The sequence below is a fragment of the Sphingobacterium spiritivorum ATCC 33861 genome, from assembly GCF_000143765.1.
Classification (GTDB): Bacteria; Bacteroidota; Bacteroidia; order Sphingobacteriales; family Sphingobacteriaceae; genus Sphingobacterium; species Sphingobacterium spiritivorum.
On record NZ_GL379773.1, the window covers coordinates 260,880 to 283,725 of the forward strand.

General features: G+C 41.4%; 18 protein-coding genes. 13 read left to right on the forward strand and 5 right to left on the reverse strand.

What is annotated here, in order from left to right; all coding sequences use genetic code 11:
• The first annotated feature begins 32 nt into the window (after window positions 1-32).
• From HMPREF0766_RS22415 to lipB, 11 genes are all read left to right on the forward strand, one after another.
• Window positions 33-173, forward strand: coding sequence for a DUF6728 family protein (locus HMPREF0766_RS22415; RefSeq protein ID WP_003000088.1), 141 nt, complete (start codon window positions 33-35; stop codon window positions 171-173).
• 11 nt (window positions 174-184) lie between these two features.
• On the forward strand, window positions 185-571 hold the full coding sequence (locus tag HMPREF0766_RS17310; RefSeq protein ID WP_003000090.1) for a RidA family protein: 387 nt from the start codon (window positions 185-187) through the stop codon (window positions 569-571).
• Window positions 571-1,485, forward strand: a complete 915-nt coding sequence (locus HMPREF0766_RS17315; protein WP_003000095.1) for an EamA family transporter — start codon at window positions 571-573, stop codon at window positions 1,483-1,485. Before HMPREF0766_RS17310 ends, HMPREF0766_RS17315 begins: the two co-directional genes overlap by 1 nt.
• A gap of 342 nt (window positions 1,486-1,827) precedes the next feature.
• Window positions 1,828-4,893 carry a SusC/RagA family TonB-linked outer membrane protein gene (locus HMPREF0766_RS17320; RefSeq protein WP_003000098.1) on the forward strand — a complete coding sequence of 1,022 codons (3,066 nt, stop codon included), beginning with the start codon at window positions 1,828-1,830 and terminating at the stop codon, window positions 4,891-4,893.
• Between the two features lie 11 nt (window positions 4,894-4,904).
• The gene (locus tag HMPREF0766_RS17325) at window positions 4,905-6,575 is read left to right on the forward strand and encodes a RagB/SusD family nutrient uptake outer membrane protein (RefSeq protein WP_003000101.1); all 1,671 of its coding nucleotides are present in this window, start codon (window positions 4,905-4,907) and stop codon (window positions 6,573-6,575) included.
• Between the two features lie 137 nt (window positions 6,576-6,712).
• Window positions 6,713-7,414: a hypothetical protein gene (locus HMPREF0766_RS17330; RefSeq protein ID WP_003000103.1), complete on the forward strand. Its 702-nt coding sequence runs from the start codon at window positions 6,713-6,715 to the stop codon at window positions 7,412-7,414.
• A 13-nt stretch (window positions 7,415-7,427) separates the two neighbouring features.
• On the forward strand, window positions 7,428-7,859 hold the full coding sequence (locus HMPREF0766_RS17335; protein WP_236590608.1) for a hypothetical protein: 432 nt from the start codon (window positions 7,428-7,430) through the stop codon (window positions 7,857-7,859).
• A 2-nt stretch (window positions 7,860-7,861) separates the two neighbouring features.
• Window positions 7,862-8,554: a hypothetical protein gene (locus tag HMPREF0766_RS17340; RefSeq protein ID WP_003000109.1), complete on the forward strand. Its 693-nt coding sequence runs from the start codon at window positions 7,862-7,864 to the stop codon at window positions 8,552-8,554.
• A gap of 53 nt (window positions 8,555-8,607) precedes the next feature.
• Window positions 8,608-10,713, forward strand: a complete 2,106-nt coding sequence (recG, locus tag HMPREF0766_RS17345; protein WP_003000111.1) for an ATP-dependent DNA helicase RecG — start codon at window positions 8,608-8,610, stop codon at window positions 10,711-10,713.
• Window positions 10,714-10,836: 123 nt separating this feature from the next.
• Window positions 10,837-12,027, forward strand: a complete 1,191-nt coding sequence (gene hflX, locus HMPREF0766_RS17350; RefSeq protein ID WP_003000114.1) for a GTPase HflX — start codon at window positions 10,837-10,839, stop codon at window positions 12,025-12,027.
• Between the two features lie 142 nt (window positions 12,028-12,169).
• On the forward strand, window positions 12,170-12,865 hold the full coding sequence (gene lipB, locus HMPREF0766_RS17355) for a lipoyl(octanoyl) transferase LipB (RefSeq protein WP_003000117.1): 696 nt from the start codon (window positions 12,170-12,172) through the stop codon (window positions 12,863-12,865).
• Between the two features lie 22 nt (window positions 12,866-12,887).
• Here lipB and HMPREF0766_RS17360 read toward each other — a convergent pair whose 3' ends face one another.
• Complete coding sequence (locus HMPREF0766_RS17360) at window positions 12,888-13,670, reverse strand: MBL fold metallo-hydrolase (protein WP_003000120.1); 783 nt, start codon at window positions 13,668-13,670, stop codon at window positions 12,888-12,890.
• Between the two features lie 41 nt (window positions 13,671-13,711).
• Window positions 13,712-15,139, reverse strand: a complete 1,428-nt coding sequence (locus HMPREF0766_RS17365) for an L-serine ammonia-lyase (RefSeq protein ID WP_003000124.1) — start codon at window positions 15,137-15,139, stop codon at window positions 13,712-13,714.
• A gap of 230 nt (window positions 15,140-15,369) precedes the next feature.
• Between HMPREF0766_RS17365 and HMPREF0766_RS17370 the strand changes: the two genes are divergently transcribed.
• Window positions 15,370-16,896, forward strand: coding sequence for a glycoside hydrolase family 10-like protein (locus tag HMPREF0766_RS17370; RefSeq protein ID WP_003000130.1), 1,527 nt, complete (start codon window positions 15,370-15,372; stop codon window positions 16,894-16,896).
• 62 nt (window positions 16,897-16,958) lie between these two features.
• On the opposite strand, the gene HMPREF0766_RS17375 is transcribed toward HMPREF0766_RS17370, so the two are convergent.
• Window positions 16,959-18,668: a glycoside hydrolase family 3 protein gene (locus tag HMPREF0766_RS17375; RefSeq protein ID WP_003000133.1), complete on the reverse strand. Its 1,710-nt coding sequence runs from the start codon at window positions 18,666-18,668 to the stop codon at window positions 16,959-16,961.
• A 121-nt stretch (window positions 18,669-18,789) separates the two neighbouring features.
• Window positions 18,790-19,332: a TetR/AcrR family transcriptional regulator gene (locus HMPREF0766_RS17380; RefSeq protein WP_003000135.1), complete on the reverse strand. Its 543-nt coding sequence runs from the start codon at window positions 19,330-19,332 to the stop codon at window positions 18,790-18,792.
• A gap of 143 nt (window positions 19,333-19,475) precedes the next feature.
• Between HMPREF0766_RS17380 and HMPREF0766_RS17385 the strand changes: the two genes are divergently transcribed.
• A complete protein-coding gene (locus HMPREF0766_RS17385; protein ID WP_003000137.1) occupies window positions 19,476-22,259 on the forward strand; it encodes a TonB-dependent receptor in 2,784 nt (927 codons plus the stop codon).
• On the opposite strand, the gene pncA is transcribed toward HMPREF0766_RS17385, so the two are convergent.
• Window positions 22,256-22,846 carry a bifunctional nicotinamidase/pyrazinamidase gene (gene pncA, locus HMPREF0766_RS17390; RefSeq protein ID WP_003000139.1) on the reverse strand — a complete coding sequence of 197 codons (591 nt, stop codon included), beginning with the start codon at window positions 22,844-22,846 and terminating at the stop codon, window positions 22,256-22,258. The two genes, HMPREF0766_RS17385 and pncA, sit on opposite strands and share 4 nt — an antisense overlap.

Sequence of the window (22,846 nt, forward strand, 5' to 3'; positions counted from 1 at the left end):
GTAATGTCAATGAAGGTGTGTAAATTAGCTTAATGGATTCTTTTAACAAAAAAGACAGCGAAAAACCTGTCAATTCGAATATCAGACTGATGCGCAATATCAATATTATAGCTATCACGATTTTCGTACTGGCTATTCTTTTCAAGGTTATCCAACATTTCTTTTTTAAGTAAACGCTAAACGCATGTCAGAAAAAATTATTTTAAACACTGAAAAAGCACCTGCAGCTATCGGGCCTTACAACCAAGCCATCAAAGCAGATAAAACATTATATGTATCCGGACAGATTCCTTTGATTCCTGAGACCATGGAACTCATTACATCAGGTGTCCGCGATGAAACACACCAGGTTCTCAAAAATGTAGAGGCTATTCTAAGTCACGCAGGATATTCTTTTAAGGATGTCGTCAAAACATCTATTTTTTTAAAAGATATGGGCGATTTTGCTACTGTCAATGAAATATATGCTCAGTATTTTGTAGATGCTCAGCCGGCACGGGAATGTGTTGCAGTAGCTACATTACCCAAAAATGTAAACGTAGAAATATCAGTCATTGCCTGGAAAGCATAGTGAATAACGAAATAAAACCTACAGAAAGCCGCGGAAAGTATTTCTTAGCGGCTTTTTTAGCCCCTTTCATCTGGGGATTTATGTCTATCCCTGTTCGCTGGATACGTGGATGGCCGGCTGAAGATATCCTTTATTTTCGCATACTGACGGCCATGCTTATCCTTTGGATATTTATCCTCATATTCCGGAGAAAAAAATTAAAGGAAGATATTTACCATTATAAAGAACTGGTTCAAAAAGACAAACAAAAATATGTCTGGCTCACTATACTGGCCTCTTTATTTATCTTTGGGAACTGGTATACCTATATATACTGCATCAATCATATCAGTATTCAGGCTGCTGCATTTGCATATATGTTATGCCCTCTAATTACCACAGCAGCGGCTCATTTTATTCTCAGGGAAGAATTAAGTCTGATCAAAAAAACAGCTTTATTCTTTGCGCTATGCAGTGTCATTATGCTAGCCACAGGCTCCTTGACTGAAGTATTATGGTCTATAGCGATAGGTGGATTATATGCTTTCTACCTTATTATACAAAGGGTCGTACAAGGATTTGACAAATTAAATATTCTGGCGATACAGTTGCTGCTGTGTATGGTTATCGTCGTACCTAAATTATTATTCAATCATCATGCTCTGCCCACTGCACCGGTATTCTGGTATACGACATTCATTATAGCGCTGTTATTTACGATCATTCCGCTGTATCTGAGCATGTTTGCACTCAACAAAATATCCTCATCAACTGTCGGCATAATGCTGTATATCAACCCGATAATAGCGTTCCTCTTAGCCGTATTCTATTTCAAAGAACAGGTCGATCCGCACAAATTCTGGGCCTATGGTTTGCTTATTGTAGCATTGCTACTCTTCAATTCAAAGATCCTGACAAAAATTAGGAAAGGTTAAAAATACATCCCTGAATAAAATTTTACTCAAAAACTGACAATAATAAAACAAAAAAGTCGTTAAAGTGTATTTACTTAGTATTCGCTTTTTAGCGTTGCTAAATGCTTTTAACACACAAAATATAAACTGTAATTGTCACTTTATCCGTTATCCGGTTATATCTTAATTAGTGGTTCCTTTTCCTTCAAAAACTGTAACCTGCTATATCCCGCTTTCTGTAAGAAAACGGTGCAACAATTTTTTTCATACGAGACACATCCCACCTGATATTCAACACTGACTTAATAAAAACAATAAACAATTATATCGTTTGATAATACACTATCTTAAAATCACCAATATATGCGTCTTACTACTATCAAATTTCATGAATTGCTCAAAGCGGCTTTAATAGTACTGCTATTAAGCTTGGGCAGCAGCCAGATATTTGCACAGACACGGCAAATCAAAGGGCTTGTCCTTGACGGACAGAATCAATCTCCAATCGCAGGAGCTACTATCAAATTGGTCGGGACAGAGCAGGCAGCTTCCTCCGACCAGAACGGAACATTTACAATCAGTACGACTTCCACATCAAACACGTTAAGTGTATCTTCTGTGGGCTATGAAACCAAAACAGCAACTGCTGCGGCAAACGGAGCACAGGTAACCATCGTGCTGACTCCCAGCATGCAGGAACTGGAAAGCGTAGTCGTAACAGCATTGGGTATCAACCGTGCGCAGAAATCATTGACCTATTCCACACAACAGGTAAATTCGGAAGAGTTAAACCGCGTAAAAAGCCCCAATCTGATCAATACCTTAAACGGTAAGGTTGCCGGGGTCAACATTGCGCCAAGTTCTTCAGGTCCCGGAGGTTCTGCGAAAGTAGTTCTGCGTGGTAACAAATCCGCATCCGGAAACAATCAGGTTCTTTATGTTATTGACGGGGTACCGATCAACAACAGTACACTCGGAACGCAGCCAAGCAATGTCTTCGGAGGTGAGCGCGATCCGGGAGATCCGATTGCACTTATCAATCCGGAAGACATTGAAAATATATCCATCCTGAAAGGTGCATCAGCTGCAGCCTTGTATGGTAGCCAGGCCGCAAATGGTGTAATCCTCGTAACAACGAAATCCGGAAAACAAGGCCGTACAGTAGTGAATTTTTCATCCAGCGCAACTTTGGAATCACCAGCTTACACGCCTGAATTCCAAAACAAGTATGGACAGGGCTCCAATGGAGTCGCAAGTACGACAAGTTCTTCCAGCTGGGGAGAGGAAATCTCCGGACAGAACTACGACAATGTAGGTAAGTTCTTTCGGACAGGTAATAATTTTACCAATTCCATTACCTTATCCGGAGGAAACGAAAAAAATCAAACTTACTTCTCATACTCTAATACACAGGCACAGGGAATCACTCCAAATAATGACCTTTCCCGCCACAACTTCAACTTTAAAGAATCTGCAAACTTCTTCAATGATAAATTAAAAGTAGAAGGAGGAGCAAATTATATTACACAGAAGCTAGAAAATGCGCCTCAGACCGGTTTTTATTTCAACCCTATTGTAGGGCTTTATCTTCTTCCGAGAAGTATTGATATCTCACCCTATAAAGAGTTCGAAAAATTCAACCCGGCAAGAAATCTATACGACCAAAACTGGTTTTCTATAACAGATAATGAGACCACGCAGCAAAACCCGTGGTGGATTGTCAACCGTAATCAGAATTCTTCTGTACGAAACCGCCTTCTTCTGAATGGTAGTGCAAAATATACCGCTACTCCCTGGTTATCTGTACAGGCTCGCGGTAGCCTCGACAGAACAAGCGAAGTATATGAAAGAAAAGTATACGCAGGAACGCAAAGCATCCTTTCCAGACCAAACGGAAGATACGATTACACCAATACCACTATCACACAACAATATGCAGACTTAGTTGCCAATGTCAATTTCGATGTGACAGACAAATTCAAGATCTCCGGTGTGGTAGGAACCAGTATCACCGATTGGAAAACAGAAGGTGTTGATTACAACAGCGGACAGGAAAGTCTGAAGATCCCGAATGTATTTACACTTCAGAATTCAACAACTCCCCGTCCTTCAACACTCTCCGCTATGAGAAGACAATTACAGTCTGTATTTGCAAGTGCCAATCTATCGTATGACAACTGGTTATACTTAGACCTTACAGCACGTAATGACTGGTCAAGCACGTTAGCTTTTACTGGCAACAAATCCTTTTTCTATCCTTCTGCCGGTCTGGGTGTTGTGCTGAATGACAAGCTGAACTTGCCATCGTTTATTAATATGGCGAAGATCCGCGGATCATTTGCGCAGGTAGGTAATGATCTGCCGCCATACACAACGCTGCTCACCAACAGATTAGATCCGTATGCGGTCCTTACACTAAATGACATCGCATTTTTAAGAGAACTGAAACCGGAAATGACCAACTCTCTGGAGATCGGTACAGAATGGAGAATGTGGAATAACCGTCTGGGTGTAGATGTGACCTATTATAAAACGAACACAAAAAATCAGTTCTTTAAGATCGCAGCCAGTCAGGCATCATTCTACAATCAATATGCAATCAATGCCGGAAATATTCAGAATCAGGGTATAGAAGCATTAATCAGTCTGGATGCCGTTAAATCAGAAGATTTTAACTGGACGACAAGCATCAACTATTCTTACAATAAGAATAAGATCATTGAACTGGACGACAGAATCAAAGATTTCTCTCTTACAGGAGAAAGCCGTAATAACTACGCTTCTAAATTCGAAGTTGGTGGCTCATTCGGAGACATCTACGGGCAGGATTTCCAGAAAGATGATCAGGGTAGAATCATTGTCAGCGATGGTATACCTCAAAAAAATTCAAACTATACCAAATTAGGAAATGCCAATCCGCTTTGGCAAATGGGCTGGAATAATAATTTCAGTTACAAAAATCTATCGCTTAGCTTCCTGATCGATGGTAAGTTTGATTACGAAGTAATGTCCGTGACACAGGCTGTCCTGGATGGATACGGGGTATCCAAAGCCAGTGGAGATGCACGTGAAGCAGGAGGTGTAGCGATCAACGGTGTTACACCAGCCGGAGTGCCTGTTACCAGCATCGATGCAAATAAATGGTATACTTCGACTGGTGGTATAGGTCCCGTTACCAGCAACTATATCTATGACGGTACAGTGGTCCGACTGAGAGAATTGACATTAGGCTATGACTTCAATATCAAACAAGGCTTTATTAAGAAATTAAAAGTTTCTGCTGTAGGACGTAATCTGTTCTATATTTCCAAAAAAGCACCTTTTGATCCGGAGGTTACTATGTCTACAGGAAATACACTAAGCGGTGTAGATATCTTTATGATGCCTGCAACACGCAACTACGGACTTACTTTAAATGCGACTTTCTAATCTGGACTATCATGCAAAAAATTAATATAAAAAAATACGGAAGCTATTTATTATTCCTTTCGTTATCAGCCGGAGTACTAAGCGGTTGTACCAAAAATTTTGAAGAATATAACACAAATAATATCGGGGTGACAGATGAAGACCTCAAACTTGACGGACAGGATCTGGTCTTATTCTTTCGTCAGGCACAAATGGCCATCTACAATTTTTCAGGTGGGGGCGATCCAAACTCCTATCAGGTACAACAGAATCTGAATGCAGACGTATTTTCAGGATACTTCATGTCTCCGACACCTTTCAACAGCGGTCAGAACAATCTTAACTATGCTTTAGTAAACGGGTGGAACGGAGAGCCTTTCAAAGTGTTATACGTCAATGTACTCAACTCGCTGAACAAGCTTGAGAAGAATGAGCTGGCTACAACGTATCCTGCACTCTGGGGATCTGCTTTAGTCGTGAAAGTTGCAGCAGCCAGCCGTGTAACCGATATTTACGGTCCGATTCCTTACAGCAAAGCCGGAATTACAGGAGATATTCCATATGACAGTCAGGCAGATATCTACACCAGTTTTTTCAGCGATCTGGATGCTTCCGCAAAAATACTGCAGGACTACATCGCGAATCCATCTGCGAGTCCTGTTCCGGATAAAATTAATGATATTGACCTGGTTTATAAAGGAGCTGACAATACCGCACGTTTCAGAAACTGGCTCAAATTATCCAATTCCCTTCGTCTGCGCTTAGCGATGCGTATTGTAAAAGTAAATCCGCAATTAGCACGTGAACAAGCTGAGAAAGCCCTTAACCCTGCAAATGGCGGAGTAATAGAAGCAAATACCGATAATTTCAAGATCAATATTCCAACAGATGCTAACTTCTCCAACCCATTATTCTTTATTGCAAAAAACTGGGAGGACACCCGTATTAATGCATCCCTGGAATCATTTATGATAGGTTATCAGGATCCCCGTATCTCCAGATACATGGATAAAGCCACTGATTCTGCATTTGCAGGACAGTACAAAGGGATACGCGCCGGTGCTGACGGTATAGAAAAAGATAAGTATAAATCTTATTCATCATTGAATACAACCGATGGCAATCCTTCCTTTACTGCGACTACAGCTCCGGTACTCATGACTGCTGCTGAAATATACTTCCTGAGATCAGAAGCTGCGCTCCGGGGATGGGCAAATGCAGGTGGCACAGCACAGTCGCTATATGAGAAAGGAATAGATCTATCTTTCCAGCAATGGAATGTCTCATCTCAATTGAGCAACTACATTCAGGATAACACGAATATACCTGTCAAATATACAGATCCCAAGAATTCAAAAAATGACGCCCAGGCCATGACAGCAATCACCATCAAATGGGATGAGTCAGCAAGCAATGAACAAAAGCTGGAACGTATCATCACACAGAAATGGCTAGCCATATTCCCTGAAGGACAGGAAGCATGGAGTGAATACAGAAGAACAGGATATCCGAAAATATTCCCTGTTGTAGTCAACAACAGCGGAGGCACGATCAGTACGGCTGTACAGATCAGAAGATTGCCTTTCCCACAAAACGAATACAATGCCAATGGTGCTGAAGTGCAAAAAGCCATACAGTTACTTGGTGGTGCAGACAACGGGGGCACCCGTCTGTGGTGGGACAAAGAACAAGGAAATTTCTAAAAATCCTTATTCATATCTCTGTATAATGCCTCTGATCTTATTGATCAGAGGCATTATTATTTTTATTAAAATAACAATACAGCTGTAGCAAAACTACTACAATCCCCGTCTCTATCTAAAACCATATTATTATTGTTATGAAAATCAAAGCCGTATCGATCTCGATACTTTCTATCCTTATTCTCACACTCATGGCGTGCAAGAAAGAAGGAGAGTCCTATGAAGAGCTAAGCAGATTAGCCAATCTCAAAATTCAGGAAGCCATACAACTTACCAAAGATCGCTCCTGTGGCAATCTGAATGAATGGCGCATAGACACCCTCTATACCTATGGTTATTTTCCCGTACATCCAAGTTTTGAACAGGACTACAAAAAATTAGTACAAGAAGCAAACGAACTCTTCACAAGAGCCGGTAAGCTCTATAAAGGCCCGGTACTCAATACCGCCAGGACGTCAATGGCCGTCCTTCCGCCTCACTTTGGATTACGTTGTACAGAAGGCAAGATAAAAGTGGTCACCGCCAATGATTTTGACTTGACAGAGGTCAATGATCGTTTACAGAAACTTTTTCCGGAAATCAGAGACTTTTTCAAAGAGGAGACATGTAGTTCGGCTACAGGATGGTATGTAACTACGATACGCAAAGATTGTGAATTTGTGTCAATAGCCTATACACAGACCGACAGATTTAGAGAGTTTTCTAAAAGAATGGAAGAGTATGCTCACCTGTATTATCGCAAAACAGTCTTGGATAAGTCTATGAATTGCCCGTCTGTCAATGATAAACCGGCAAAAGGAGTAGCTTGTGAGAATGGTAAACCTGCTGTTAAATACTAAATCAGTGTATATTATGAAACATAGAGCACTTTCAGCATCGCTGGTCTTTATGGTAATCCTGATCTTTTTTAGTTGTAAAAGAAAAGACTGCTGTATTCCTGATATTCCCAATCCGTACAAAAACTTTAGTCAGGAACAATTAGAAAAACTTTCAACAGATTCTTACAAAAAGATAAATGAGTTAACAACCAGTATCCCCTGTAGCGACCCTACAGATTGGAATATGACCGATATTCGCACAGAATGCGGATTATCACACATTGTTTATCACAAAAGCCTGGACAGGACAAAACTTGAGCAGCTGATCTACAACCATAATCAGATTATGGAAATATATGCGCCTATGGTCGCTCCTGTTATAAATTGCATGGCTTATCAAAAGCCATCAGGAATCATTTGTCAGAACGGGAAAGCAACATTAATCTATAACAACACCAAAAACTAATTATGAAAAGAGTATTAAGCACCCTTCTTTTATTGTCCGGGATCCTGATTTTGGGCTGTAAAAAAGATCCTGGTTACGAAGAATTAAATCGTCTGGCAGACGAAAAGTATCAGGAAATAGTACAACTGACACAAAGTGTAGCATGCGGAGATCCATCCGTCTGGAAGATCGCTACTATTTACCAACTGGGGCCGGTATATCTTCCGGTACACCCAAGTTTTGAAGAGCGCTATAATAAACTTGTAGAAGAATATCATGTTCGTCGTAAGCGCGCTGATAATGCTCCGGATGCTCCTCCGATTCCTTACCTAGATTATATAGAAAGCTATCCGCCGATCGGAATACGATGCAAGAATAATAAAGCTGAGCTTTATTATGCTAAGGATATGACACTGCAGGAAATTGAGGAGGAACTACCAAAATATTTTACAGAAATAGTGGATTTCCATAAGAATGATCCTTGTACTAATCCAAATTTGTGGAGAATAGGATATATCCGGCAAGACTGTAAATATATCGCTGTACTCTACAATGAAAACATCAGAGGAGAAGAGTTTTACAAAAAAGGTCGTCAGTATGAAAGTCTGTATGCACAGAAAAGAAAACTTCAGGCCTCCCCTCCCTGCAGCAATCAAAATGATAAGCCCGCAAAAGGAGTAAGCTGTGAAAATGGAAAACCAGTCATACAATACTAACCGTATTTAAAGCATTTTTCTTAAATTAGCCACTTAGCAGAAATGTAATTGCAGTGGCTAATTTATCTTTAATAACACCCATAGAATATCTCAAAGGCGTAGGCCCGCAAAAGGCCGACATACTCAAAAAAGAGTTGCAGGTTTTTACTATAGGTGATCTGCTGGAATATTACCCTTTCCGCTATATAGACCGCACTCAGTTTCACAAAATTCATAAGCTACACCCCGATATGATCGGCGCCCAGGTATTGGGACGATTAGTCGGCCTGCAGGAAGTCGGTGAAAAACGAGGGAGAAGACTTGTCGGTCAGTTTAGAGACGATTCCGGATCAATAGAGCTTGTCTGGTTTCAAAGTATTCCCTGGCTGAAGAAATCACTTAAAATCGGCTCTCCATATATTCTCTATGGGAAACCAACCGAATTTAACGGACATATCTCCATTACACATCCGGAGATGGAGCTGTATAATGCACAGGAGCAAAAGATCGGAAACCAGAGTCTGCAACCTGTATATTCCTCTACAGAAAAGCTCAAAAAATTCAACCTCGACACAAGAGGAATACAGCGTTTACAACAGACCGCCCTGGAAACAGTATACCGTAGTATCGGAGATATGCTGCCGGTCTATCTCATACAGGAACATCGCTTAATCGAATATCCGAAGGCTTTACTTGCTATACACTTTCCAAAATCACAGCAGGAACTCGATCAGGCCATCCGAAGATTGAAATTTGAAGAGCTGTTTTTTATACAACTTCGTCTCTTAAACAACAAGCAACTTAATACCCTCAAATTTAAAGGTCACCGCTTTGATCAGGTCGGAGAAAAGGTCAATACATTTTTCAATGAAAAACTCCCCTTTCCACTGACCAATGCGCAAAAAAGAGTAATTAAAGAAATTCGTCAGGACACCAATACCGGCGCCCAGATGAACAGGCTGGTTCAGGGAGACGTAGGCTCAGGGAAGACTGTTGTAGCCCTGATGAGTATGCTGCTTGCCATAGACAATGGATTTCAGGCCTGTATGATGGCTCCCACAGAAATTCTTGCTACACAACATTACGCCAGCGTAAGTGAACTGTTAGGCGAGGGATTTGCAAAAGTCCGCTTGCTGACCGGATCTACACCTGCCAAAGAACGTCGGATTATCCATCAGGAGCTGGAAGAAGGAACACTGGATATACTTATAGGTACCCACGCACTCATCGAAGATAAGGTACGATTCAAAAATATTGGTTTTGTAGTTATTGATGAACAACACCGGTTCGGAGTAGAGCAGAGAGCCAAACTATGGCGTAAAAATGTCATACCTCCGCATATGCTCGTGATGACAGCTACACCTATACCGCGAACATTGGCGATGACCATGTATGGCGATCTCGATATCTCGGTCATTGATGAATTGCCGGCAGGCCGTAAACCGATCAAGACGGTGCACTTTTTTGAAAGTTCACGGCTGCGCATGTTCGGCTTTATGAAAGAAGAGATCGCAAAGGGGAGACAGGTGTATGTCGTATTTCCACTGATTAAGGAAAGCGAAAAGCTGGACTTGCTCTATCTGGAAGCAGGTCTTGAAAATCTACAACGTGAATTCCCCTTGCCACAATACAAGATCAGTATCGTTCACGGAAAAATGCCGGTAAAAGATAAAGATTTCGAGATGCAGCGTTTTATAAAGCATGAAACACAAATCATGGTAGCCACGACAGTGATCGAAGTAGGAGTCAATGTACCCAATGCATCTGTCATGGTCATCGAAAATTCCGAACGCTTTGGACTCTCCCAGCTTCACCAGCTGCGCGGTCGCGTAGGAAGAGGCGCAGAACAATCCTTCTGTATCCTTATGTCTGGCAACAAACTAAGTAAAGAAGGTCGTTTACGACTGGAAACAATGGTCCGAACCAACGACGGATTTGAAATCGCAGAAGTCGATTTACAGCTTCGCGGACCCGGAGATATCTCCGGAACACAACAATCCGGTGTACTGGACATGAAGATTGCCAATCTGGCCAGCGATCAGGCAATTCTCTCAGAAGCCCGGAATGCAGTGATCAGCATTTTCAAAGAAGACCCTGCTCTACAGTCTGAGAAGAATATTTTACTTAGCGCTTACCTTAAACAACGTGCTCCCGGTATCTCCTGGGACAAAATCTCTTAAAAAACCCCTATCTTTGCATTATGCTTTGAGCAAGATGCTTCCGGCAAACAAAATTGCGTAGGAATCTGTTAATAATATACCTGTTTTCAAATCTCCTGTCGCTCTTATTCTTAATACTATTATATGGCTAGAACCAAAATATACGATACCGCCTTAAAACCCGAAACTGCAGTACTGATCTCTGTCATTACTCCGGATACAACAGAAGCTAAAGCCCGTGAGTATCTCGAAGAACTGCAATTTCTGGTCGAGACTGCCGGAGGAATTACCAACGGTATTTTCACTCAAAAACTCGCTTATCCGGATAAGGCAACTTTTATCGGAAGTGGTAAAATGGAGGAAATCAAATCCTACATAGATGCAGAAGAAATCGATATGGTGGTGTTTGATGATGAATTAAGCCCTTCTCAACTGCGCAATATCGAAAACTTTTTCAAAGTAAAGATTCTGGACCGTTCCAATCTGATTCTGGATATATTTGCCAGTCACGCCAAAACGGCACAGGCAAAGACTCAGGTAGAGCTGGCTCAGCTTCAATACATCCTTCCCCGACTGACACGCATGTGGACGCACCTGGAGCGTCAGCGTGGTGGTATCGGTATGCGTGGGCCGGGTGAATCTCAGATAGAATCCGACAGACGGATGATTCTGAATAAGATCTCTCTGTTCAAAGAACGTCTCAAATCCATTGACAAACAGAATGAGACGCAGCGTAAAAACCGCGGAGAAATGATCAGAGTGGCATTAGTCGGATATACAAACGTTGGAAAATCAACCATTATGAATATGATTTCCAAATCTGACGTACTGATCGAAAACAAACTCTTTGCAACTCTGGACACAACAGTCAGAAAGGTTGTAATCGATAATTTGCCATTCCTGTTGTCCGATACTGTAGGGTTTATCCGCAAGTTGCCTCACCACCTGGTCGAGTGTTTCAAATCCACATTAGATGAAGTACGGGAAGCAGATGTACTGATTCATGTCGTAGACATTTCTCACCCCAATTTTGAGGATCACATTCACGCCGTTAATGAGACGTTAAAAGATCTGGGAGCATTAGACAAACCGGTTATTACTATATTCAATAAAATCGATGCTTACAAACCGGCAGTTGAAGAAGGAGACGAAGGTGAAGAAAGAGAAGTAACACTGGAAGAATTCCGAAATAGCTGGATGGGAAAAAATTCAGATCCGGCCATCTTTATCTCAGCAACCAATAAAACGAATGTAGAGGAATTCAAGCAAAAGCTTTACGACATTATTGTCAAAATGCACAATGCCCGATATCCATATAATAATTTGTTGTATTAGTGAAAGGCCGTAAGCGATAATTTAACAAGGAGGGATTTGAACCCACATCATCATTTCCCTCTGCCAATAAAAACAAAACGTTACAGATTAAGCAAAAAAACAGTCAATCAACAGCTTACAGCCTTTTGCCTACGCACATCATATGAACAAAAAAGTACAATTCGCCGACTGGGGTTTGCAGGATTATCAGGATGCCTGGAACAGACAAGAAGAGATTTTCAAAAGTATATTGGACATCAAGCATGATAATCGTGTCAACGAAGCACATACAGAGACCAGTAACTATCTCATCTTTACTGAGCATCCTCATGTATACACCTTAGGAAAAAGCGGTCACCCCGACAATCTTTTATTAGATGAGCAGGGCCTTGAAGAAAAACAAGCCACCTTCTATAAAATAAATCGCGGAGGAGACATCACCTACCACGGTCCCGGACAGATTGTAGGTTATCCGATTCTGGATCTCGACAATTTCTTCACCGACATCCACCTGTATCTCCGTACATTGGAGGAGGCTATTATTCTGACCCTCGCAGACTATGGAATTCCGGCAGGCAGATACCCGGGATATACAGGCGTATGGATAGATCCGGATAATGACAAAGCCCGCAAAATATGTGCAATGGGTGTGCGCGCCAGCAGATGGGTCACTATGCACGGATTTGCATTCAATGTAAATGCAGATTTGAGTTATTTCGGAAACATTGTTCCATGTGGAATAGATGATAAAGATGTGACTTCTATGCAGCGTGAACTTGGCAGAGAAGTAGATATCAACGAAGTAAAAGACAGATTAAAGAACCATCTGGCAGACCTGTTCCATATGGAACTGATATAAATATTTCAGTTCCGCAACACCCCTAAATTAATTCTTTCAGGAGCAAAGCATGAAGATCAAACAATTCAGTCTCCGCAGACCTGGTCGCTATAGACAGTTTGATCTCTGAGCAATGCGGAGCAAATGTCTGTTCCACCAGCTCTACACTGTTATTCTCTCCCGAAAGATGAGTTAATATCAGGTGCTTCAGCCTGCTACTGCGGCAATTATTGAAAATTTCCAGAGAAACAGTATTGGAGATATGCCCCCATCCGCTACTGATTCTGTTTTTCAGATAATAAGAATAGCGCCCCGTACGAAGCATTTCCTCATCATAGTTAGATTCTAACAGCAGAATATCCGCATGCTGAATAACATATCTGACATTATCACAAGCCCGGCCGATATCTGTCAGGATACCGATATTATATTGTCCGTCAGAAACAAGAAAACTGCAGGGTTCCTTCGCATCATGATATTTGGGAATACCATACACCGTCAACTCCCCTATCTCTACCTTATCATCGGGCTTGATAACATGTACCAAATGAGAAGGAAGATGTAACCGGCTTCCGCGATAACTTCCTTCAGTAATATACACCGGAAGATTATATTTTTTGCTAAAAACCGAAAGCCCGCGAATATGGTCGGTATGTTCGTGTGTTATAAAAATTGCTTTTATAGTATCAGGCTGAATACCCAGATTCCCCATACGCAGATGAATATGCTTACTGTTTATCCCGGCATCAACCAGAATCGCAGAATCATTCTTCGCCACGTAATAGCAGTTACCGTTACTGCCTGATGCTATAGCACTATACTTCATTCAAAACAAAATTAAAAAATATCCGGCAAGATCATATGCCTTTAACATTCAGGAAGACTAAGCGGAATATGTACAGCCAATCCACCATCTGCCGTTTCTTTATATTTTACATTCATATCCTGTGCGGTATCCCACATCGTTTTCACCACGGCATCAAGACTTACTTTTGCCTTATCCGGATTAGAACGCAGCGCTAGCTGGGCAGCAGTGATTGCCTTAATTGCCCCCATGGTGTTCCGTTCTATACAAGGCACCTGCACAAGCCCACCGATCGGATCGCAGGTCAGTCCCAGATGATGTTCCATGGCAATTTCCGATGCCATCAGTACCTGCCGTTGAGATCCACCCAGACATTCGGTCAGCGCCCCGGCAGCCATTGCAGAGGAAACCCCAATCTCAGCCTGACAACCGCCCATTGCCGCAGATATAGTTGCTCCCTTTTTAAAAATCGAACCGATCTCAGAAGCTGTAGCAATAAATTGAATAATCTTACTCTCATCAAATCCATTGTGAAAAGTAATAAAATATTGAAGCACCGCCGGAATTACCCCCGCAGCTCCGTTTGTAGGTGCCGTAACGACACGTCCAAATGAAGCATTTTCCTCATTTACGGCCAAAGCAAAGCAACTCACCCAATCCAGAATATAATCAAAATCTTTTCCTCCTTCACGTATAGCCTGTACCCAACTCTCAAAATCGACATAACTACGGTCGTTGATCAGTTTTTTATTCAGTTTTGCAGCACGTCGTTCTACATTCAATCCGCCCGGAAGGACACCCGAAGTATGACAACCTCTGTAGATACATTCTTTAATAGCTGTAAAAATACGAAGCACGCCGGCTTTAGTCTCTTCTTCGCTACGCCAGGCGCTCTCATTCTCCATGACGACATCAGAAATCTTCAAACCCGTACGCATACAGGCCAGCATAAGCTCCTGAGCAGTATCAATCGGAAAAGGCAAATCTATTTCAGATAGGAAACCCGAATCGTCTCCCTCCTGAACAACAAAACCGCCACCAATTGAATAGTAGGTTTCACTCACCGCCTTTTCACCTTTTAAAAAAGCCTGAAATGTTACCGCATTAGGGTGAAAAGGAAGACTTTCCTGAAATAAGAACAACAGATCTTCTTTAAAATAAAAAGGAATAGCATGTTTACCGGCAAGTACCAGCTCATGAGCTGCTTTGATATGCTCGACCTTAGGAGTAATCTGATTCACATCACAGGTCACGGGATCGTCTCCGCTCAGTCCCAACAGGATGGCAATATCGGTTCCGTGCCCCACTCCGGTCTTTGCCAGTGATCCGTACAATAAGATCTTGACAGCTTCTACATCACCCAACACACCCTTATCTTCTAAGACTTTGGTAAACTGCTGTGCAGCACGCCATGGACCCAATGTATGCGAACTGGAAGGCCCTACCCCAATCTTAAACATATCAAATATAGAAATCTGCTCTTTTGCCATTTTTTAGATCAACAATTTAATCGTCACAAAAATATGATATATTCCATTACAAATATCATATTGAAAAGGTTATTTCAACACGAATTATTGTCATTTTTATAAACAACGGTTTTCCCTCCACACATTCCGAAAAATTAACACTATTTAACACCCTCATACCTGTACGTAACAAGTCAGTTACCCGCTGTTTGCTATCTTTGAGGCCTAATAGTTGGGGGGATTCAAAAAACATGTTGCACTTTCGAAAGATAATCATTCTAATTCTTTTCATCAGTCATTTCCCGTATAAGGCCATCAGCCAAAATTCTCCGAAAAGGGAACTTCGGGGGGTGTGGATCGCTACGGTAGCCAATATTGACTGGCCAAGCAGAGACAATGAAAGTAGTGAACGGCAAAAGCAAGAGCTGATCAATATTCTGGATGCACATCAACGTGCGGGACTGAATGCAATATTCTTCCAGATAAGACCTGCTGCAGACGCATTTTATGCAAAAGGAAGAGAGCCCTGGAGCAGATATCTTACGGGTGTGCAGGGTAAAGCACCTTCCCCGTTCTATGATCCGCTCGAGTTTGTCATTGAAGAAGCACACAAAAGAGGAATGGAGCTGCACGCATGGGTCAATCCTTACCGCGCATCTACCACACTGAATCCTGCCCATTTTTCCAAAGATCATATTACCCGGACAAAACCGGAATGGTTTTTTAAATATGGCGGAAAATACCTGTTCAATCCTGGATTGCCTGAAGTAAGGCAATATATTATCGACGTCATCATGGATGTCGTCAAAAACTATGATGTGGACGGGATTCACTTCGATGACTACTTCTATCCTTATCCGGATGCCAGAAATACTGCACTACCTGATGCACCTACCTTTCATCAATTCGGAAAAGGCTTTGCCAATATACACGACTGGCGCAGAAACAATGTGGATCTTTTGATCCGTGACCTCGGAATAGCAATTAAAAAGGAAAAGCCTTTTATCAAATATGGAATCAGTCCCTTTGGGATTTGGGACAATAAAAGAGATAACCCGGATGGCTCCAATACAAGCGGACTCAGCGGCTACCGCACGCTGTATGCCGATGGAGTAAAGTGGATGAAAGAGGGCTGGATAGATTATATCAATCCACAAATCTACTTCCCGTTTAATAACAGGGCCGCAGCATTTGAAATATTACTGGAATGGTGGGAAAAACATACGTATGGACGTCATTTCTATGTAGGACATGGGGCATATCGTGTAACTGAAAAACGTCCGGGATGGACCGATAAGGGACAAATTCCAAAACAGGTGCGTCATCTGCGGGATCAACATGAGGTACAGGGAAGTATTTACTTCAGCTCTAAATCGTTGATGGACAATCTGGCAGGCCTGCGTGATTCCATGCAGTATGATCTCTATCGCTACAAAGCACTTCCACCAACGATGGCATGGATAGACAGTATTCCTCCACAATCCCCTTACGGATTACAGGCCCATGTGTCTTCAAACAGAAAGTCAACTACACTTGTATGGCAAAAGCCGAACGATGAACAGATCTATGGCTACATCATTTATCGTTTTGAAAAAGGAGAAAATGTCAATACAGCAAATGCAGAACGTATCTTGCAAATATCCTACGATGACAGCTACCTTCAGTATACAGACAATACTATAAAACCGGGAGGACATTATTTTTATGTAGTGACTGCTATTGACAGAATGAAGAATGAAAGTAGTATCTCTAATATCCGGGAAGTCATACTCCCGTAATACAATAAAAAAGTGGCGAATCATTCTTACCTGATTCGCCACTTTTTTTAATACGCTAAACCTTAAATTCCCGTTCCGTATTTATAATTTTCGTTGATCGTTACCGGCAGTTTACCTTTAGGCTTGATCTCTCTGAAGATAGCTCTGACTGCAGCTCTTTGCATAAACCAGTCATTCTGATACCCCATGAGTATAGATTGACTTTTCTCTACACCCGGCAGATCAGCTAATGCGTAAGGATTCGTAAACAGACAGGTAATCGCTTTTCTCTTCGCTAATTTCGCAATCACTTCTTTTACTTCAGGGCTAAAAGGAACCTCACTGCGCGGACGTGAACGATCATCGTGAATAGCTACGATCAACTGCTTATGTCCTTTCGCATTTTTAAAGATCTCCTGTAGTGCTTCTTCTTTTTCATCTCCTTTGATGTAATATATATCAGACTCCGGAAGACGGGCTTTCATTTCTTTTTCGAAATCCTGTGCAGCAGTCACACCTATACTTACAATGGCTGTTTTCTGCTTTGGCTGAAAGGAATAAAGACGGTTATTAGAATTCAGCAGTGTAATGGATGCATCTGCTAATCGCTGTACCAGTTGTTTTGAACTCGTTCTGTTCAGGTCATCGTACAGATAGTTAGTACTGATTACACGCTTACGGTTCAGACCAACCCACAATTTTGCAGCAAGAACCTTCTTTACACGGGCATCCAGATCGGCTTGTTTGATACGGCCATCTTTGATTGCTTTTTCGATCAACCCAATAGCACGGCCACTGTTTTCAGAGACTTCCAACAAATCATGACCAGCAATAATAGCCTGAACATCTGCTTCTCCGTTTGGAAAAAATTTCTTCACGCCACTCATATCCATGGCATCTGTAACCGTAAGCCCCTTGAAGCCCAACTGATCTCTCAAAAGTCCTGTTACCACAGGTTTGGAGATAGATGAAGGCATATTAGGAGTCGGATCCAGACTTGGAATATTCATATGCGCAACCATGACCGCTGGTGCACCATCTTTGATCAACTGTCTGAAGGGATACATTTCCAACGTATCAAGACGCTCTTTACTGAATTTCAACTGCGGCAAGTCATGGTGTGAGTCCACATCCGTATCTCCATGTCCCGGAAAATGCTTTAATGACGCAATAATTCCTCCGTCAACCATACCGTCCATATAAGCTTTTGCTTTCTTAACGACATTGTATTTATTATCACCGAACGATCTGAAATTGATCACCGGGTTTTTTGGATTATTATTGATATCAACTACCGGCGCAAAATTAAAATGCATGCCGATACGGTGAAAATCTTTAGCCACCTCTTTACCCATCTGATAGATCAGAGACTCATCCTGAATCGCGCCCAAAGTCATTTGATAAGGATAAGAAATTGTAGAATCCGGCATACGCATACCCAGCCCCCATTCACCGTCAAAAGTCATCAGCAATGGCACTTTGGCAACAGCCTGATAACGGTTAAACATATTGGCATGACGCACAGGTCCGCCCTGAAAGACAACCAGACCACCCAACTGTTCTTTTTGAATCACGGCAGCCACAGAATCTATATATTTCTGGCCCAGATTCGTATGTGCACGAACAAGAAACAATTGTCCTATTTTCTCTTTAGGTGAGAGAGTATTGAATACAGAATCAACCCAGGCGTGCTTTTGATTAATAAAGGCAACAAAATTTGGGTTAGACTGTGCTTTAGCGGCAAGTGAAACAGCCACAAAGGCAAGCCCTAAAACCATTTTTCTAAATATCATATGCTTTAAAATTAATTAGGTACCACGAATTACGTCAAATAAAATTGATTTTTAAAACTATTTGTGCGTATTGCAACAAAAAAGATGCACAAAAACGCAAATTGTTACAAAAAAATATAGCCTATAACAGATCGTATTTTTTCTCTAAAAGAATAGCCAAATCCAGGGATTGGTCAATCTCACCGCTGGCTTCTTTTTTCCAGAGCGAGTCAATAACAATTAATAAAAACTGTGTTTCAAGTTCCGGATTTTCATATCCGAGTTCCTCAAATGCCCGGTTAATAATAGGCTGTACAGGTTTCATAAATTGTTCGTGTTGTTGACGCGAAAAAGAATTATGAGACAGACGTTCCTGCAGCTTCCAGAAAATAGGCTCTTCAGCCACCAGTTTACTTGGCAGAAAGATCATATTTTTGAGAAAGTCTTTTGGATTTTTGTAAGTCATCATACCCTTATGGTACATCAGCACCCTACGGTATCCGGATTTGATCAGATGAAAAAGCAGCGCATCTTTATTTCCAAAATGCTTAAAAATCAAGGCCTCTGAAACTTCTGCATTTTGAGCAATAATTTTTGTCGAAGTATCCGCATATCCTTTCTCAGCAAAGAGAGCCAGAGCCTCCTTCATTATCCTTTCCTTGCGACTCATCGCATTATCTTTCATGTATCTTTATTGCTATAAATATTACAAATATACCTAATCTTTTTATATTCGCACAGGCATAGTCGAAGAGGATAACGGATTGTCATTATTTTTTTTACAAACAGTATTCCTATAAAAAGGCTATTACATCAACCTAAATTTCAATGAGACACCTTGCGTTTGTCAGTATCTTTCTGTTCCTTTCCTTATCGGCTGTTGGTCAAATCCGGATTTCCGGTAAAATCACAGATAAACAAACATCCCAACCTATCAAAGGGGCCAGTATTTCTATTCTTAGCAGCAAAGATTCAACGACCCTGAAAGCTCCCAGTGATGAGGTGGGCAACTATACGTTCAATAACCTGGAACAAGGCACCTACGTTATCAATATCAACTACATGGGGTATAAACAGGATATGCGAAAAATTACCTTGGGAAGCACAGCTGCAACTGTCAATTTTCAGATGGAATCTTCAGAGATCATATTAGATGAAATAGAGATTACGGCCGAAACAGTTGCACTGAAAGGTGATACAATGGAATTTAATGCCAATAAATATGCAACAGCCAAAAACTCGGATGCAGATGAACTGATCAGGCAGATTCCCGGAGTAGAAATTGATGAAGACGGCAATGTAAATGCCCACGGAGAAGTAGTAAAGAAGATAATTGTAGACGGCAAAGAATTCTTCAGCACCGACCCTAAAATTGCGCTCAAATCTCTCCCTGCAGACATCATAGACAAGGTACAGATCATCGATGATAAATCTGAACAGGCTAAATTCTCCGGATTCGATGATGGTAAACGGGACAAGGTCATCAATATCGTTACCAAGCCCAATCGGAAAAGAGGATATTTCGGAAAAGCAAACGGCAGTATGGGAAATGATGAAAAGTATGCGACCAATATCAATATAAATGGCTTTCAGAATGACAAACGTTATTCCCTTACAGCAATGGCCAATAATACCAATGAGACCAATTTTGGAGAACAGGGACGCGGAGGCAACAGAGGAGGAAATTCGAATGTTGAGCGCGGCCTGTCCAAGACATACGCAGTAGCTACAAGCGTTAACAACAGCTATTTGAATCAAAAAATGCAGGTAAGCGCAGATTACAATTTTAATTCGACAAATACCAATACCTTTACAAATTCCTTAACCAATTACATACTCGGTTCAAGGGCAAACCAGTTAAGAAAACAGACTCAAAATTCAGATAACGGATCCGTAAGTCACAATGCCGGAGCAAGGCTACACTGGGATATAGATTCCACTCAACGCATAGATTTTGTACCGAAATTGTCCTATTCTTCCAATGACCGCACTAATTTTAATATAAGTACAACACTTAATCAGCTTCAGGATACCATTAACACATCGGACCGGAGAAATCGGAATAATAGCAACAACTTTAATATATCAGGCGCACTTACTTATATGGTACGACTGAATAAGCCAGGAAGGACATTATCTGTCAATCTAAATGGTAATCATTCCTCCAATAACAGTGAGGGACGCACAAATGCGCTCAATCAATATTATAAAGATGCGCTGTTAAATCGTATCGACACCAATAATAATCAGAATATATCTGAAGGCTATGGAAACGGAATAAACGGAAGACTGACGTTCACTGAAAATATATCCAGATTCAGCCGGTTACAGGCTAATTACAGTTACCGCAACACGGCAAATTATTCTGACCGCAAAACTTTTGAGTTCCTGGAAGAGACCGGACAACTGGGTCAGCTGAACGAGAGACTGTCAAATGAATTCAGAAATGATTTTGATTTTCACAGCGGTGGGATATCCTATTTATTCTCTAAAAAAGACAGTCTAACCTTTCAGATTGGGGCAAATTATCAATATGCTTCCCGCAAAAATGATAAGACTTTTCCTAAAAATGTCATTACTACTTCCGGATTCAGGAGCTTTTTGCCGGAGATGAATATCACTTATCATATCGGTAAAGAAAAGCGGCTGGAATTAAAATACAATACCGCAACTAATGCCCCTTCTATAAATCAGTTGCAAGACTTTATAGACAATCAGAATGCCTTACGTATTCAAAATGGTAATCCGGATCTGAATCAGGAATATAAACATAATATCAGTTTTCAGTTCAGAGATATCAAAAAATTAACAGGACGAAGTTTTAACTCCAGTCTCAACTTTGAATACATACAAGATAAGATCGTCAATTCGATCTTGCTGACAGATACAGCTGTACAAATCACAGACGAGATTATATTAGGTGCTGGCGGACAGTACATCAGACCGGAGAATGTTAATGGAGCTTACTCCGTCAGGATGACAAACAGTCTGGGTTTACCGATCAAAAAATGGAAACTGAATGTCAATCTGAATAATAATCTTTTCTTCAATAACAACTACTCTATACTAAATAAGGACCTGTTAAATTCCAGATCCTATGGTATACGTCAGCGGGTAGGAGTATCCAGTAACTTCGGTAGAAAGACAGTAATTGGACTTTCCTACAACGGCAACCTGACCTTTACTGAAAACCCGTCATTACAGGTCAAAAAATATAATGTGTACAACCATACCATCAACAATAATGCATCTGTAGATTTCTGGAAAGGAATGTTTGTGACTTCGAATATAAACTACATGCTTAACGGAGGTGTACAGAATACTTCCGGTGTCCAGACTGTCATCTGGAATGCCTCCATAGGCAAAAGGTTCTTTCAGAAAGAAAATGCGGAATTGTCTTTAAAAGCGTTTGACATTTTCAATAAAGCAAAAAATGTCAACAGGCGTATAGATGAATTCTCCATTTCAGACGTGCAGTCCAACACACTGACCCGCTATTTTCTGTTGAGTTTTACATACCATTTACGCAAATTCGGCGGACAGGAAAGCAAAGGATCCCGCGGACCGTTTAATTCGCGAGGAGAACGGGGAAGAAGCCGAGGAAACCGCTAAATCAACCTTCCGCTATCTTCTTCAAATGATCTGGCAAGTTTTTCAAACTGAGCCGGATCTATTGCTTTTGTAGCATCGGTAAGGATTGCCGTCTTAAAGCCAAGAGACAACGCATCTTTAGCCGTAAAGTACACACAATAATCAGCTGCCAGACCGCATACATGAACTTCTTCAATATTTCTGTCACGCAGATATCCGGCAAGACCTGTATTTTTCCGGCGTCCGTTATCAAAAAAACCACTGTAACTATCGATTTCAGGATCAATTCCCTTTCGGAACACAGCTTCTACCCGGTCCATATCCAGTTGTTCATGAAATGCAGCACCACTACTTCCCTGCACACAGTGGGTAGGCCACAGTCGCTGCTCCAGACCATTAAGTTCAATCACCTCAAAGACGCTTTTACCAGGATGTTCCTTAGCAAAGCTTTTGTGATGAACAGGGTGCCAGTCCTGCGTTGCTACAATAAGTCCATAATCTGACTGAAGCCGGTTAATCAAAGGAATAATCTCATCCCCGTGTTCTACCGCCAGCGATCCTCCCGGCAGAAAGTCATTCTGCACATCCACTATAATTAATGCTTTCAT